The following is a 13,857-nucleotide window of genomic DNA, read 5'->3' as shown; positions in this document are numbered from 1 at the left end:
GAAAGTAGCTTGGCTGTTGATTGGTCTTATGTGGCTTTAAAGTTTGTTGTTCGGTGTGAAAGTTATTTTGTAAGGCAATTCGGTATTGCTTGTAAGGAACGTCCTCCTGCAGTCGTAGCCGCCTGATACGCAGTGCCAGCGTCAATTCTCTCGGGTATGGTGCTGGCTCTAAAAATCTCAGGACGTGGACGGACCTATGAAAAGAGTCTTGATCGTGGATGATCATCCGGTAACTCGTCTGGCCGTACGTATGTTGATGGAGCGACATGGTTTTGAAGTTATAGCGGAAACGGACAATGGCGCGGATGCATTGAAGCTGGCCGTGGAGTATGTGCCGGACATCCTGATCCTGGATATTGGACTTCCACAACTTGATGGGCTTGAAGTTATAACGCGGCTGATGTCACGGGCCATGCCGATCAAAATACTGGTGTTGACCCTGCAGACGCCCGGGCCTTTTTCCATGCGTTGCATGCAGGCCGGGGCGGCGGGTTATGTATGCAAGCAGCAGGACATTACCGAGTTGATCAGCGCGGTGCGGGCGGTACTGGCCGGCTACAGCTACTTCCCCAATGAAGCGTTGCACACTTTCCGTTCCAGCCAGGGAGTCAGCAGCGAGGAAGAAATGATCGAACTGCTGTCAGGGCGTGAGTTGGTGGTATTGAAACAACTCACCAGTGGAATGAGTAACAAGGAAATCGCCGAAGGACTATGTCTGAGCAACAAGACCATCAGTACCTACAAGCGAAGATTGCTCACCAAGCTCAATGCCCGGTCACTGGTCGACCTGATCGAGTTTGCCCAGCGGCACCGGTTGATATGAAGTTTTGCCGATTGCAAGGACTGTAGCGGGCGGGATGATCCCTGAATACTGCGAACGCCTGGTCGGCCTCTAAGGCCGACCGTGGGAGCAGGAGAAACCAGTAACGAGAAAACCTCCAGTCGGAGGTTTTCTCGTTACTAAAGATCGAAATCGTAATCGGCCAGCTGCTTTTGCAGGCGCCGTTCTTCCAGGAGATTGTCGATGGTGCGGCGCTTGCTCAGGTTGGTCTTCGCCACCTCCACCACAGGTTCGGCATCGTCTGTTTCAGCCGCGGTGAAATCGTCTTCTACGTCCAGTTGTTCTTTGCCAGTGCTCATAAGGTCGACTCCAGGCTAGGACTGCCATTGGCGCTCCTTATATCGATATTCTCCTGGCGGGTAAAAAAGATTTTTTCAATCGAGTCATGAAGAAAATCAATGCTCGATCAATCATCGGAAGTCTTTTGCTTGTATTCGCACAGGTCCTCGATCCGACAACTTCCGCAACGTGGCTTGCGGGCCAGGCAAACATATCGACCGTGCAGGATCAGCCAGTGGTGGGAGTCCAGCAGGTATTCCTTGGGCACGAACTTCATCAACTTGTTTTCCACTTCCACCACGTTCTTGCCTGGCGCCAGCCCGGTGCGATTGCTGACCCGGAAGATGTGGGTATCCACGGCCATGGTCAATTGGCGAAAAGCCGTGTTGAGGACCACGTTGGCGGTCTTGCGACCAACGCCCGGCAGGGCTTCGAGTTCTTCTCGGGTCTGCGGTACCTCGCCGCCATGGCGTTCCACCAGCAGGCGGCAGGTTTCGATGACGTTCTTGGCCTTGCTGTTGTACAGGCCGATGGTCTTGATGTACTCCGACAGCCCATCGACCCCGAGGGCGTGGATGGCTGCAGGGGTGTTGGCCACGGGAAACAGCTTGGCAGTCGCCTTGTTGACCCCGACGTCGGTCGATTGCGCCGAAAGGATCACGGCGATCAGCAGTTCGAATGCCGAGGAGTAGGCCAGTTCGGTCTTCGGTTCGGGGTTGTCCTCATGGAGCCGGCGAAATATTTCCAGGCGTTTGGCTGCATTCATGGGTGATTCATGTCCTCGAAGGCGATCGGTAGAGGGTCCAGGCCCGGGTGACGGCGAGCAACAGGCCCAGCAGGATAAAACCGCCCGGGGCGAGAGTCAGCAGGTGCAAGCCGCCATTGGCCACTATCCAACCGCTTCCGGTATCGGTCATGCCGATGAGCCAGCCCAGGTGGCTACCCAGGGCCCCGGTGCCCAGCAGTTCGCGCAGGGCGCCCAGCAGGCTCAGGGCGGCACAAAAAGCCAGGGCCAGGCGTAGCCGGTCGGCATGCTGGAAAAATCCTACCTGTTCCAGTGCTATGCACTGCAAGGGCAGCAGCGCCAGGTACAGGCCCAGTTGCTGGTGCAACTCCAGGCTCCAGGCCTGCGCGGCCAGCCACAGGCAACTGCCAAGGCCGGCGGCCAGCAACAAGCTGGCCAGCAGGCGCGGGCCACCGGCCTGCAGATGCGGGCGTAGCGAGCGCATGCCAAGACCGAAAGCCGTCGCCAGCAAGCCAAAGCCCAGGGTCATGCCCAGGGCCTTGACCCAGGAATCGGTCGCCCCGATCAGTGCCGGCAGCATCAACAGCCCGGGCAGCGCCAGCGGCTTATTCATGGTCGGCTCCCTCGAGCAGGGGGGCGCGGTGTTCGTCAAAGTAACGCAGGGCATCGTGCAGGGCGCTGATCACTGCACGGGAGGTGATGGTGGCGCCGGCGATCTGGTCGAACTGGCCCTGGTCCTTCTTCAGTGCCCAGCCTGCGTCACCGGGATCGTTGCGGGACTTGCCGGAAAACCCGGCCAGCCAAGGGTTGGGTTGATCGCCGATGTGGGAGCCCAGGCCCGGTGTTTCCTCCTGCCTGAGGGTCTTGCTGCCCAGCAGGCGGCCCTGATTGTCGATGGCGATCAGCAGCTCGATGGGGCCGGCATACCCCGTAACCTGGCTGCGCAGCAGCAGGGCGCTGGGCAGGCCATTGCGGGTGGCCAGGTAGCCCTCGAGCAGGCGGCTGTTGGCCAGCTGCGTGGCAGGTAGTGGCACTGGCCGATCCAGGGGCTGGTTGTCATAGCTGTCCGTTGGCAGCAAGTCCAGCAGCTTGCGCGCTTGCAGGGCTCTTTGCTCGGCTTCGATCCGCGGGGCGCTGGCATGTTGCAACCACAGCGTGGCACCGATGCCCAGGATGCCAAGGGCCGCCAGCAACAACAGGCTGCGTGGAGGCTTCATGGTTGGCTCCCGGCTGGTTCGCGGGCGCAATGGCGTTCCAGGGCGGGCACCGCCAGGTTCATCAGCAGCACGGCGAAGGCCAGGCCGTCAGGGTAGCTGCCCCAGGTACGGATCAGGTAGGTCAGCATGCCGACCCCGACCCCGAACAGCAAGCGTGCCCTGGCTGCTTTGGGGCCTGATACCGGTTCGGTGACGATGAAGAAGGCGCCGAGCATGCTGGCCCCGGTGAGCAGGTGGAACAGCGGCGAGCCGTGGGAGTCGGAGCCTGTACCGTTCCAGCACAGCAGGCTGATGAGCAGCAGGCTGCCGAGCATGCCAACAGGGGCATGCCAGCTGATGACTCGCTGTTGCAGCAGCAGCAATCCGCCGGCCAGGAAGCCCAGGTTAACCCATTCGACGCCGCGACCAGCGAAATGACCGAAGGCCGGGCTGGCGGCGAACAACTCGTCGATGGTCAGGCTCTTGTTGATGCGCAGGCTGTCCAGCGCAGTGGCCTGGGCCCAGGCATCGGGACGCGAACCGTCCAGGCCGAAGACCAGTTGCAGGCCGTCCAGCAAGCCCATGGCCTGGGGGGCAGGCCAATGGGTCATCGACTGCGGGAAGCACAGCAGGGCCAGGGCATAGCCGAGCATGGCCGGGTTGAAGGGGTTCTGCCCGACGCCGCCATACAGGTGCTTGCCCAGGAGCATGGCGCTGGCAGCGGCGCTTGGAGCCAGCCACCAGGGGCAGTAGGCCGGCAGGGCCAAGGCCAGCAGAGTGGCGCTGACCAGGGCGCTACCATCGCTGAGGGACGCCAGCAGCGGGCGCTTGCGCAGGCGCAATACCAGGGCCTCCATGGCCAGTGCGGCACCAGCGGCCAGCAGCAGATTCAACAGCACTCCCCAGCCATACAGCCACAGCAGTAGCAGCAGCCCTGGCAGAATGGCCAGCAGCACTCGCTGCATGGCCTGGCGCAGGCGTGGATCGGCGCCCTCAGCCAGCGGCATGGGCATCCACCTGGCGTTCGACTTCACTCAGGCGTGCCTGGGCCTGGGTCAATTGTTCGGCACTGCTGCCTGCCTGGCGTTGCAACTTGTGCAGCTCGGCCCGGGCATAGGCCAGCTCGGTCTTCAGGCGGCGCAGTTGCGGGTCGATTGGCCGCTTCTCGGTGCGGGTGAGCACCGGTGCCGGCTTGGCACTGGCATCCTCGGCGGCATGCAGGTCCTGTTCGGCAGCCGCCAGGGCTGCGTCCAGCGCCTCCAGTTCAGCCTGTGGAGCACCTGCGGCCTGGGCTTTTTTCAGTTCGGCGCGGCGTGTGGCCAGCTGGATCTTGGCGCGCTTGAGATTGGCATCCTTGGGCGTCGCCACTGGTGGCGTGGCTGGGGTTTGGGCTTCCAGGCGAGCCAGGGCCTGCTCGGCGGCTTCGAACTGACGCTGCAGGACGATCAGTTGCGACTGTTGCTCGAAGGTGGGCGGATGACCGAAGGCCTTGAGGGACTTGTTCAACTGGGTCCGGCTCATGGCCAATTCGATCTTGGCTTTTTTCAGCGCGGCATCGGCAGCCGCGGCCTTCTGCGCACGAACTCGTTCGATCGCCGCCTGGACCGGGTTGTCGCCGCTCGCGCCAGGTTGGGCAGCCTTTTGCGCCCGGGCCTGGCGTTCGGCCAGGCGTCGGGTTTCCTCACGCTGCAGGCGTTGGTTGCGTTGTTCGAAGCGGCGCCTGGCGTGCTCGCGCTTGCTGCTGCGGGCCTGCAATTGCTCGGGGCTGCCGGCCAGGCCGCCGACAATCGGTACCACCTGGCCCAGGGCCAGGGGCAGCATGTCGATGCAATCCACCGGGCAGGGCGCCACGCACAAATCGCAACCGGTGCATTCATCGACCAGCACGGTGTGCATCAGCTTGGCCGCGCCGACGATGGCGTCCACCGGGCAGGCCTGGATGCACTTGGTGCAGCCGATGCACTCGGCTTCGCGGATGTAGGCCACCTGGGCCGGGGCTTCGCCGCGGCTGCGATCCAGTTCGATGACCGGCAATTGCAGTAGCCGGGCCAGGCCGGCGATGGTTTCCTCGCCGCCGGGTGGGCACTTGTTGATGGCCTCGCCCTTGGCGATGCCTTCGGCGTAGGGTTTGCATCCGCCATGGCCGCACTTGCCACATTGGGTTTGCGGCAAGAGGGCATCGATGCGTTGAATCAGACTCATGGTTTGACCATTCCGTTGAAGCCCAGGAACGCCACTGCCAGCAGGCCGGCGCCGATCAAGTCGAGGGGCAGGCCCCGGCAGGGCAGGGGAACATCGTTGTTGCAGACGCGCTGGCGCAGGTCGCTGAACAAGCCAAGTACCAGCCAGAAACCCAGGCCGGCTCCCAGGGCCATGGCGCCGAGGGTCGCCAGCCCCAGATCATCGCGGCTGCCCGCCAGCAACAGGCCAATCACGCCGGCATTGCCCAGGAGCAACAGCCAGAGACCGTCGAACGGCCAACCGGGCAGGATCCGCGCCAGCAAGCCCAGCAGCGGCTGGATCAGCAGCACGTTCAGGGACAGCCAGAAGAACAGTTGCAGCGATGCCAGCCCCCAAGGCTCGAGCAGGCCACGATAGAGCAGCTGGCCCAGCACGCTGCTGACCAGCATCAAGACCGTGGTGGCCAGGCCCAGGGCGTGGACCTGCCGTCTGTGGCCAGCCTGGGACTGCAACAGCGGATCGACGCCCAGCGGCCACTGCAACACGAAGTTGTTGACCAGGGCGGTGCTGATGAGAGCGAGCAGGAAGTGGGTCATGGTCGATGCCGGTGCAAGCAGGCTGTCCCTCAAGAGTAGGCAAACTCCACGCGCGCGCGTGACTGCCCAGATATGCAAATCCCCCCGTTGCGCCGGTGGGCAACGGGGGGACGGGGTCCAGCCGACGGCCTTACTTGATCCGCTGGCCGGGCTTGGCGCCGCTGTCGGGGCTCAGCAGGTAGATTTCTTCACCGCCTGGGCCGGCAGCCATCACCATGCCCTCGGAGATACCGAACTTCATTTTCCGTGGCTTGAGGTTGGCGATCATCATGGTCAGGCGACCGTCGAGCTTGGACGGGTCCGGGTAGGCGCTCTTGATCCCGGAGAAGACATTGCGCTGTTCATCGCCGATATCCAGGGTCAGGCGCAGCAGCTTGTCGGCGCCTTCCACGGCTTCGGCCTTGACGATCAACGCCACGCGCAAGTCGATGGCGGCGAAGGTGTCGAAGTCGACTTCCGGCGACAGCGGGTCCTTGGCCAGTTCGCCATTGCCCTTGGGCGCACCAGTGTCGGTCTGGCTGGCGACGAGGTCTTCCTTCGAGGCGTCGGTCATGGCTTGTACTTTCACTGGGTCGATCCGCGTCATCAGCGGCTTGAATTCGTTGAGCTGATGGTTGGCCAGCAATTGCTGGTGGTCGTTCCAGGTCAGTGCCGGGACGTTGAGGAATGCCTCGGCGTCGGCGGCCAGGACCGGCAGTACCGGCTTGAGGAAAATCACCAGCTGGCGGAACAGGTTGATGCCGGTGGCGCAGATGGCCTGGACTTCATCCTGCTTGCCTTCCTGCTTGTTCAGCGACCAGGGCGCCTTGTCGGCGATCCAGGCGTTGGCGCGGTCGGCCAGGGCCATGATCTCGCGCATGGCGCGGGCGAAGTCACGGGCCTCGTAGGCCTCGGCGATGCTCGGTGCGGCGGCCAGGAAGGCCTCGGTCAGCTCGGGGGCGGCGTTGGTATCGACCATCACCCCGGCATTGCCCTTGTGGATGAACCCGGCGCAACGGCTGGCGATGTTGACCACCTTGCCTACCAGGTCGGAGTTGACCTTCTGCACGAAGTCCTCGAGGTTCAGGTCCAGGTCGTCGACGCCACGGCCCAGCTTGGAGGCGTAGTAGTAGCGCAGGTATTCCGGCGACAGGTGGTCCAGGTAGGTGCGGGCCTTGATGAAGGTGCCGCGGGACTTGGACATCTTGTGGCCGTTGACGGTCAGGTAGCCGTGGACGTTGATCGCCGTGGGCTTGCGAAAGCCCGCGCCCTCGAGCATGGCGGGCCAGAACAGGGCGTGGAAGTTGACAATGTCCTTGCCGATGAAATGGTACAGCTCGGCGCTGGAGTCCTTGGCCCAGAACGCATCGAAGTCCAGTTCCGGACGGCGGGCGCAGAGGTTCTTGAAGCTGGCCATGTAGCCGATCGGCGCGTCCAGCCAGACATAGAAGTACTTGCCTGGCTCATCGGGGATCTCGAAGCCGAAGTACGGCGCATCGCGGGAGATATCCCACTGCTGCAGGCCGGCATCCAGCCATTCGGCGATCTTGTTGGCCACGGCGTCTTGCAGGGTGCCGCTGCGGGTCCAGGTCTGCAGCATCTGCTGGAAGTCCGGCAGCTTGAAGAAGAAGTGCTGGGACTCCTTGAGCACCGGAGTGGCGCCGGAGATCGCCGACTTCGGATCCTTCAGGTCGGTGGGGGCGTAGGTGGCGCCGCATTTCTCGCAGTTGTCGCCGTATTGGTCCTCGGTGCCGCACTTGGGGCAGGTGCCCTTGATGAAGCGGTCGGCCAGGAACATTTTCTTGTCCGGGTCGAAATACTGGGTGATGGCGCGCGTGGCGATGTGCCCGGCATCCCGCAGCTTGAGGTAGATCTGGCTCGACAGCTCGCGGTTTTCCTCGGCGTGGGTCGAGTGGAAGTTGTCGAAGTCCACCAGGAAGTCGGCAAAGTCGGCGCTGTGTTCAGCCTGCACGTTGGCGATCAGTTGTTCCGGGGTGATGCCTTCTTTTTCCGCGCGCAACATGATGGCCGAGCCGTGGGCGTCGTCGGCGCAGACATAGACGCATTGGTTGCCGCGGTGCTTCTGGAAGCGCACCCACATGTCGGTCTGGATGTACTCGAGCATGTGGCCAAGGTGGATGGAACCATTGGCATAGGGCAGGGCGCTGGTGACGAGGATCTTGCGTGGCTCGGACATGGGGCTCGGCTACTTGATGAAACGAAGGTCGGCCACTATAAAACGCCGGGACGGAATTTTCACCCTTCCAGGCGTCGCTATGCAGCGCAGGCAAGCTCCAGGGGCGGCGCCGCTCCCTCGCCACGAAGGAAGAGGCGGCGTAGGATAGCCGGCTGATTTTCCTGTCTTGTTATCGGAGTTGCCCATGAGCGCCGTCAATCGCGCAGCGGTGGAAGCCGTGCTTCGCCAGTACACCGACCCCTATTTGAACCAGGACCCGGTGAGCGCCGGCTGTGTGCGGGACATCGACATCCAGGGCGACCGGGTCTCGGTCCGCCTGGAGCTGGGCTATGCCGCCGGCCTGTTCCGCAATGGCTGGGCACAGATGCTGCAACTGGCCATCGAGGGCCTGGAAGGCGTGGGCTCGGCCAAGGTCGAGGCCAGCAGCGTGATCGTCGCGCACAAGGCCCAGGCCCAGGTCCCGGGCCTGGCCAACGTCAAGAACGTGGTGGCGGTGGCATCGGGCAAGGGCGGCGTGGGCAAGTCCACCACCGCCGCCAACCTGGCCCTGGCCCTGGCCCGGGAAGGTGCCCGGGTGGGCATCCTCGACGCCGATATCTATGGCCCGAGCCAGGGCATCATGTTCGGCATCGCCGAAGGCACACGGCCGAAGATCAAGGACCAGAAGTGGTTCGTGCCGATCCAGGCCCACGGTGTCGAAGTCATGTCCATGGCCTTCCTCACCGACGACAACACGCCCATGGTCTGGCGTGGCCCGATGGCCTCTGGCGCCTTGCAGCAACTGGTGACCCAGACCGACTGGGGCAATCTCGACTACCTGGTGATCGACATGCCGCCGGGCACCGGCGACATCCAGCTGACCCTGGCGCAGAAGGTCCCGGTGGCGGGTGCGGTGATCGTCACCACGCCCCAGGACCTGGCCCTGCTGGATGCACGCAAGGGCATCGAGATGTTCCACAAGGTGAACATCCCGGTACTGGGTGTGGTGGAAAACATGGCGGTGCACATCTGCTCCAACTGCGGCCATGCCGAGCACCTGTTCGGCGAAGGCGGCGGCGAGAAGCTGGCCAGCCAGTACGGCGTCGAATTGCTGGCTTCGCTGCCGCTGTCGATGCTGATCCGCGAGCAGGCCGATGGCGGCAAGCCGACGGTGATCGCCGAGCCGGATAGCCAGATCGCCATGGTCTACCAGGAACTGGCACGGCACGTGGGGGCACGTATCGTGTTGCAGGAAGCTGCGGCCCCGGCGATGCCCAGCATCACCGTCAGCGACGATTGAGCCCAGGGCAGGCGCTCGCCGCGATTTAGGTTGCGGCGAGCGTTGTTGCATCAACTCCCGCGCCGCAAGGGCCGGGAGCCGCGTCTTCGGATCAGAGGCGCAAGCCGCCGTCCATTTCCAGGATGCGTCCGGTGTAGTAGTCGTTCTCGAAGATATAGGCCGCCGAATGAGCGATTTCTTCCGGCTTGCCCATGCGCTTGAGCGGAATACCGGCGGTCATTTTCTCCAGGGCCTCGGGCTTCATGCCCAGGGTCATCTCGGTCTCGATGAAGCCCGGGGCGATACCGGCCACGCGGATGCCGTAGCGCGCCAGTTCCTTGGCCCAGGTCACGGTCGCTGCGGCAACCCCGGCCTTGGCCGCGGAGTAGTTGGTCTGGCCGATATTGCCGGCGCGAGAAATCGACGAGATGTTGATGATGGTGCCGCTGGTCTTGAGTTGCACCATCTTCGCTGCCACTTCCCGGGTGCACAGGAACACGCCGGTCAGGTTGACGTCGATCACCGACTGCCATTGGGCCAGGCTCATCTTGGTCATTTCACCGTCCTTGACCTTGAGCAGCAGGCCATCGCGCAGGATCCCGGCGTTGTTGATCAGGCCATGGATGGCACCGAAGTCCTCGGCAACCTGATTCACCATATGCTCGACCTGTTCTTCGTTGGCCACGTTGCACAGGTAGGAGCGTGCCTCGACGCCATGGGCTTTGCAGGCCGCGACGGCCTGGTCGAGTTTTTCCTGGTTCAGGTCCACCAGGGCCAGCCTGGCTCCACGGCTGGCGAAATACTCGGCCATGGAGCGGCCCAGGCCCTGGCAACCGCCGGTGATAATGATTACTTTGTCAGTGAGTTGCATTCGCATGTCTTGCCAGCTGTCGTGAGGGGTTGTCCTTATTCCAAGGCGCTTCCCGGCAGCTGGGCCTGGCCTGGCTGCAGACGAGTATTGCCCCGTTGGCGTAGACGGACCGTGGTCCGATCGCCCGTCCGTTTTCGACGGATTCTATTGAAGGAGTCATAAAGTGAGCGTTGAAGCTGCCAAGAATGCACGAGAACTGCTGCTCAAGGAATACCGCGGCGTGCTGTCCACGCATTCCAAGTCCATGCCGGGTTTTCCCTTCGGTTCCGTAGTGCCTTATTGCCTCGATGCCGAAGGTCGTCCGCTGATCCTCATCAGCCGCATCGCCCAGCACACCCACAACCTGCAGAAGGACCCCAAGTGTTCACTGCTGGTCGGTGAGCGTGATGCCGACGACATACAGGCCGTGGGGCGCCTGACTTACCTTGCTGAAGCCGAGAAGCTGGCCGACGAGGCAGCGATCGAGGCGGCCGCCGAGCGCTACTACCGCTACTTTCCCGAATCGCAGAACTATCACCAGGCCCACGACTTCGACTTCTGGGTGCTCAAGCCGGTGCGCCATCGCTACATCGGTGGTTTCGGCGCCATCCATTGGGTCGACCAGTTGACCCTGGCCAACCCGTTCGCCGGCCAGGCCGAGGCGGGCATGGTGGAGCACATGAACAGCGATCATGCCAAGGCCATCGCCCACTACGTCGAGCTGACCGGCTTACCTGACAAGGTGCCGGCGCAGATGGCCGGGATCGATACCGAGGGCATGCACCTGCGTATTGGCCAGGCGCTGTATTGGTTGCCATTCCAAGCCCCTTGCAACACGCCGACACAAGTGCGCGAGGCCCTGGTTTTCCTGGCGCGCGCCGATCAATGGCCGAAAAATCAGACCGTGGATGCTTGAATTCACGAATTGGCGACGTCATTTACGGTCTACTGGAAGGCATTCTTCCGCAGAGGAAACCATTTGATGCGCCCTTTTCTGTTGCTCTTTCTGCTGTTCCCAGTGTTGGAGCTGTTCGTCTTCGTCAAGGTCAGCGCGGCGATCGGGTTTTTCCCGGCGCTGCTGCTGGTCATTCTCGGTTCGCTGCTTGGCGTGATGGTGTTGCGTGTGGCCGGCCTGGCCACTGCCCTGCGCGCCCGTGAAAGTCTCAATCGTGGCGAGTTGCCTGCCCAGCAGATGCTCGAGGGCCTGATGCTGGCCCTGGGTGGTGGTTTGTTGATCTTGCCGGGCTTTATCAGCGATGTGTTCGGCCTGCTGATGCTGCTGCCATTCACCCGTCGCCTGCTGGCCAACAAGATGCGCGAGCGTGCCGAGGAGCAGGCCATGCGCCAACGCGCCTTCGCCGACGACATGCGCTCGGCCCGTGGTGGTCCTGCGCCGCAGCAACCCTTGGGGCGCGAGCCGAACGTCATCGAAGGTGAGTTCGAGCACCGCGACTGATCGCTTCCAGCCTCGCAAACACGGCACCTTCGGGTGCCGTTTTGGTTATTGCGCAGGCGATTTAAAAAAATTCATCGACCAGCCCTTGTAATAGCCTTGTGCGCCCTTATGTAACGGTCACCGCAAGGTTTCTGGTGCTGACACCAGACAGACTTCCGCGTCTCGCTCGTCGAGCCGCAACCGGCCACGCCGGATTTGTTAACCCGCCGGTATCGACACCGGCCGCTGAAAACCACAATTAGGAGAGATCGACAATGAAGCTTCGTCCTCTGCATGACCGCGTCGTCATCCGTCGCAGCGAAGAAGAATCGAAAACTGCCGGCGGTATCGTTCTGCCTGGTTCGGCCGCTGAAAAACCTAACCGTGGCGAAATCGTCGCTGTAGGTACCGGCCGTGTGCTGGACAACGGTGAAGTACGTGCGCTGGCCGTGAAAGTGGGTGACAAAGTGGTGTTTGGCCCGTACTCCGGCAGCAACACCGTGAAAGTCGATGGCGAAGATCTGCTGGTAATGGCCGAGAACGAGATTCTCGCTGTTATCGAAGGCTGATTCCTCGCGTATTTTCCCACTACTACACAGTATTTAAGGAATATCGATCATGGCTGCTAAAGAAGTTAAATTCGGCGACTCCGCCCGCAAGAAAATGCTCACTGGCGTCAACGTCCTGGCTGACGCGGTAAAGGCTACCCTGGGCCCGAAAGGCCGTAACGTGATCCTGGAAAAGAGCTTCGGCGCTCCGACCATCACCAAGGATGGCGTGTCCGTAGCCAAGGAAATCGAACTGGAAGACCGTTTCGAGAACATGGGCGCGCAGCTGGTCAAGGACGTTGCCTCCCGTGCCAACGATGACGCTGGCGACGGCACCACCACCGCCACCGTTCTGGCTCAGTCGATCGTCAACGAAGGCCTGAAGGCCGTTGCTGCCGGCATGAACCCGATGGACCTCAAGCGCGGCATCGACAAGGCGACCATCGCCATCGTCAAGGAGCTCAAGGCTCTGTCCAAGCCATGCGCCGACACCAAGGCCATCGCCCAGGTAGGTACCATCTCCGCCAACTCCGACAACTCCATTGGCGACATCATTGCCGAAGCCATGGAAAAAGTCGGTAAAGAAGGCGTGATCACCGTCGAAGAAGGCACTGGCCTGGAAAACGAACTGTCGGTCGTTGAAGGCATGCAGTTCGACCGTGGCTACCTGTCCCCATACTTCGTCAACAAGCCAGACACCATGGTTGCCGAGCTGGACAGCCCGCTGATCCTGCTGGTGGACAAGAAGATCTCCAACATCCGCGAAATGCTGCCAGTGCTGGAAGCCGTTGCCAAAGCCGGCCGCCCACTGCTGATCGTGGCCGAGGACGTCGAAGGCGAAGCCCTGGCGACTCTGGTTGTGAACAACATGCGCGGTATCGTCAAAGTCGCAGCCGTCAAGGCTCCAGGCTTCGGCGATCGTCGCAAGGCCATGCTGCAGGACATCGCCGTCCTGACCGGCGGTACCGTGATCTCCGAAGAAATCGGTCTGAGCCTGGAAAGCACCACCCTGGAGCACCTGGGTAGCGCCAAGCGCGTGACCCTGTCCAAGGAAAACACCACCGTTGTCGACGGTGCTGGCAACCAGGCCGACATCGAAGCCCGTATCGCCCAGATCCGTGCCCAAGTGGCCGAGACTTCCTCGGACTACGACCGTGAAAAACTGCAAGAGCGCCTGGCCAAGCTGTCCGGCGGCGTTGCAGTGATCAAGGTTGGCGCTGGCTCCGAAGTTGAAATGAAAGAGAAGAAAGCTCGCGTTGAAGACGCCCTGCACGCTACCCGTGCAGCCGTTGAAGAAGGCGTGGTGCCTGGCGGTGGCGTGGCCCTGATCCGTGCTCTGCAAGCGATCGTCGACCTCAAGGGCGACAACGCTGATCAGGACGTAGGTATCGCGGTGCTGCGTCGCGCCGTTGAAGCTCCGCTGCGCCAGATCTCCGCTAACAGCGGCGACGAGCCAAGCGTTGTCGTCAACGAAGTGAAGAACGGCAAAGGTAACTTCGGTTACAACGCTGCTTCCGGCGAGTACGGCGACATGATCGAAATGGGCATCCTGGACCCAACCAAGGTGACCCGTTCGGCTCTGCAAGCTGCAGCTTCCATCGGCGGTCTGATCCTGACCACCGAGGCCGCCGTTGCCGACGCACCGAAGAAAGACGCTCCAGCTGGCGGCGGCATGCCAGACATGGGCGGCATGGGTGGCATGGGCGGCATGATGTAAGCCAGCCTTACCCCTGTACTGAAAAGCCCCGCCGG

16 protein-coding genes are annotated in these 13,857 nt (G+C 62.2%); 6 read left to right on the top strand and 10 right to left on the bottom strand.

The window, feature by feature from the left end; genetic code table 11:
* The coding region (locus AC3WK8_RS10605) for a hypothetical protein (protein ID WP_492574068.1) at positions 1–226 on the bottom strand (226 nt) is incomplete at its 3' end.
* On the opposite strand from AC3WK8_RS10605, the gene AC3WK8_RS10600 reads away from it, so the two are divergent.
* Positions 197–823, top strand: a complete 627-nt coding sequence (locus tag AC3WK8_RS10600; RefSeq protein ID WP_053131674.1) for a response regulator transcription factor — start codon at positions 197–199, stop codon at positions 821–823. The genes AC3WK8_RS10605 and AC3WK8_RS10600 overlap by 30 nt on opposite strands.
* 137 nt (positions 824–960) lie before the next feature.
* Here the strand turns inward: AC3WK8_RS10600 and AC3WK8_RS10595 are convergent, their stop codons facing one another.
* The 8 genes from AC3WK8_RS10595 to metG all read right to left on the bottom strand — a co-directional run bounded on the left by AC3WK8_RS10595 (position 961) and on the right by metG (position 8,014).
* Positions 961–1,140, bottom strand: coding sequence for a PA3496 family putative envelope integrity protein (locus AC3WK8_RS10595; protein ID WP_022640608.1), 180 nt, complete (start codon positions 1,138–1,140; stop codon positions 961–963).
* 107 nt (positions 1,141–1,247) lie between these two features.
* Entirely contained in the window at positions 1,248–1,886 is a 639-nt protein-coding gene (gene nth, locus AC3WK8_RS10590; RefSeq protein WP_022640607.1) for an endonuclease III, read from the bottom strand.
* Positions 1,887–1,893: 7 nt separating this feature from the next.
* Complete coding sequence (locus tag AC3WK8_RS10585; RefSeq protein ID WP_103324671.1) at positions 1,894–2,478, bottom strand: Rnf-Nqr domain containing protein; 585 nt, start codon at positions 2,476–2,478, stop codon at positions 1,894–1,896.
* The gene (locus tag AC3WK8_RS10580) at positions 2,471–3,082 is read right to left on the bottom strand and encodes an RnfABCDGE type electron transport complex subunit G (RefSeq protein WP_103324672.1); all 612 of its coding nucleotides are present in this window, start codon (positions 3,080–3,082) and stop codon (positions 2,471–2,473) included. Before AC3WK8_RS10580 ends, AC3WK8_RS10585 begins: the two co-directional genes overlap by 8 nt.
* Positions 3,079–4,068, bottom strand: a complete 990-nt coding sequence (locus AC3WK8_RS10575; RefSeq protein WP_103324673.1) for an RnfABCDGE type electron transport complex subunit D — start codon at positions 4,066–4,068, stop codon at positions 3,079–3,081. Before AC3WK8_RS10575 ends, AC3WK8_RS10580 begins: the two co-directional genes overlap by 4 nt.
* Complete coding sequence (gene rsxB / locus AC3WK8_RS10570) at positions 4,055–5,263, bottom strand: electron transport complex subunit RsxB (protein ID WP_085595128.1); 1,209 nt, start codon at positions 5,261–5,263, stop codon at positions 4,055–4,057. The genes AC3WK8_RS10575 and rsxB overlap by 14 nt, the downstream gene beginning before the upstream one ends.
* On the bottom strand, positions 5,260–5,838 hold the full coding sequence (locus tag AC3WK8_RS10565; protein WP_103324674.1) for an Rnf-Nqr domain containing protein: 579 nt from the start codon (positions 5,836–5,838) through the stop codon (positions 5,260–5,262). Before AC3WK8_RS10565 ends, rsxB begins: the two co-directional genes overlap by 4 nt.
* Before the next feature lie 130 nt (positions 5,839–5,968).
* The gene (metG, locus tag AC3WK8_RS10560) at positions 5,969–8,014 is read right to left on the bottom strand and encodes a methionine--tRNA ligase (RefSeq protein ID WP_022640601.1); all 2,046 of its coding nucleotides are present in this window, start codon (positions 8,012–8,014) and stop codon (positions 5,969–5,971) included.
* Between the two features lie 184 nt (positions 8,015–8,198).
* On the opposite strand from metG, the gene apbC reads away from it, so the two are divergent.
* The gene (gene apbC, locus AC3WK8_RS10555) at positions 8,199–9,293 is read left to right on the top strand and encodes an iron-sulfur cluster carrier protein ApbC (RefSeq protein WP_085595135.1); all 1,095 of its coding nucleotides are present in this window, start codon (positions 8,199–8,201) and stop codon (positions 9,291–9,293) included.
* Between the two features lie 91 nt (positions 9,294–9,384).
* On the opposite strand, the gene AC3WK8_RS10550 is transcribed toward apbC, so the two are convergent.
* A complete protein-coding gene (locus AC3WK8_RS10550; RefSeq protein ID WP_085595137.1) occupies positions 9,385–10,143 on the bottom strand; it encodes an SDR family oxidoreductase in 759 nt (252 codons plus the stop codon).
* Between the two features lie 163 nt (positions 10,144–10,306).
* Here AC3WK8_RS10550 and AC3WK8_RS10545 point away from each other — a divergent pair, with 163 nt between their 5' ends.
* From AC3WK8_RS10545 to groL, 4 genes are all read left to right on the top strand, one after another.
* Complete coding sequence (locus AC3WK8_RS10545) at positions 10,307–11,038, top strand: HugZ family pyridoxamine 5'-phosphate oxidase (RefSeq protein ID WP_085595139.1); 732 nt, start codon at positions 10,307–10,309, stop codon at positions 11,036–11,038.
* A 66-nt stretch (positions 11,039–11,104) separates the two neighbouring features.
* Entirely contained in the window at positions 11,105–11,578 is a 474-nt protein-coding gene (locus tag AC3WK8_RS10540; protein WP_022640597.1) for an FxsA family protein, read from the top strand.
* Positions 11,579–11,832: 254 nt separating this feature from the next.
* Positions 11,833–12,126: a co-chaperone GroES gene (locus AC3WK8_RS10535; protein ID WP_011063093.1), complete on the top strand. Its 294-nt coding sequence runs from the start codon at positions 11,833–11,835 to the stop codon at positions 12,124–12,126.
* 49 nt (positions 12,127–12,175) lie between these two features.
* Positions 12,176–13,822 carry a chaperonin GroEL gene (gene groL / locus AC3WK8_RS10530; protein WP_053131655.1) on the top strand — a complete coding sequence of 549 codons (1,647 nt, stop codon included), beginning with the start codon at positions 12,176–12,178 and terminating at the stop codon, positions 13,820–13,822.
* The last annotated feature ends 35 nt before the right edge of the window (positions 13,823–13,857 follow it).

The sequence above is a fragment of the Pseudomonas sp. FW507-12TSA genome (assembly GCF_058781435.1).
The sequence above is the reverse complement of the archived record's forward strand: the minus strand, read 5'-3'. Positions and strand labels throughout refer to the sequence as shown.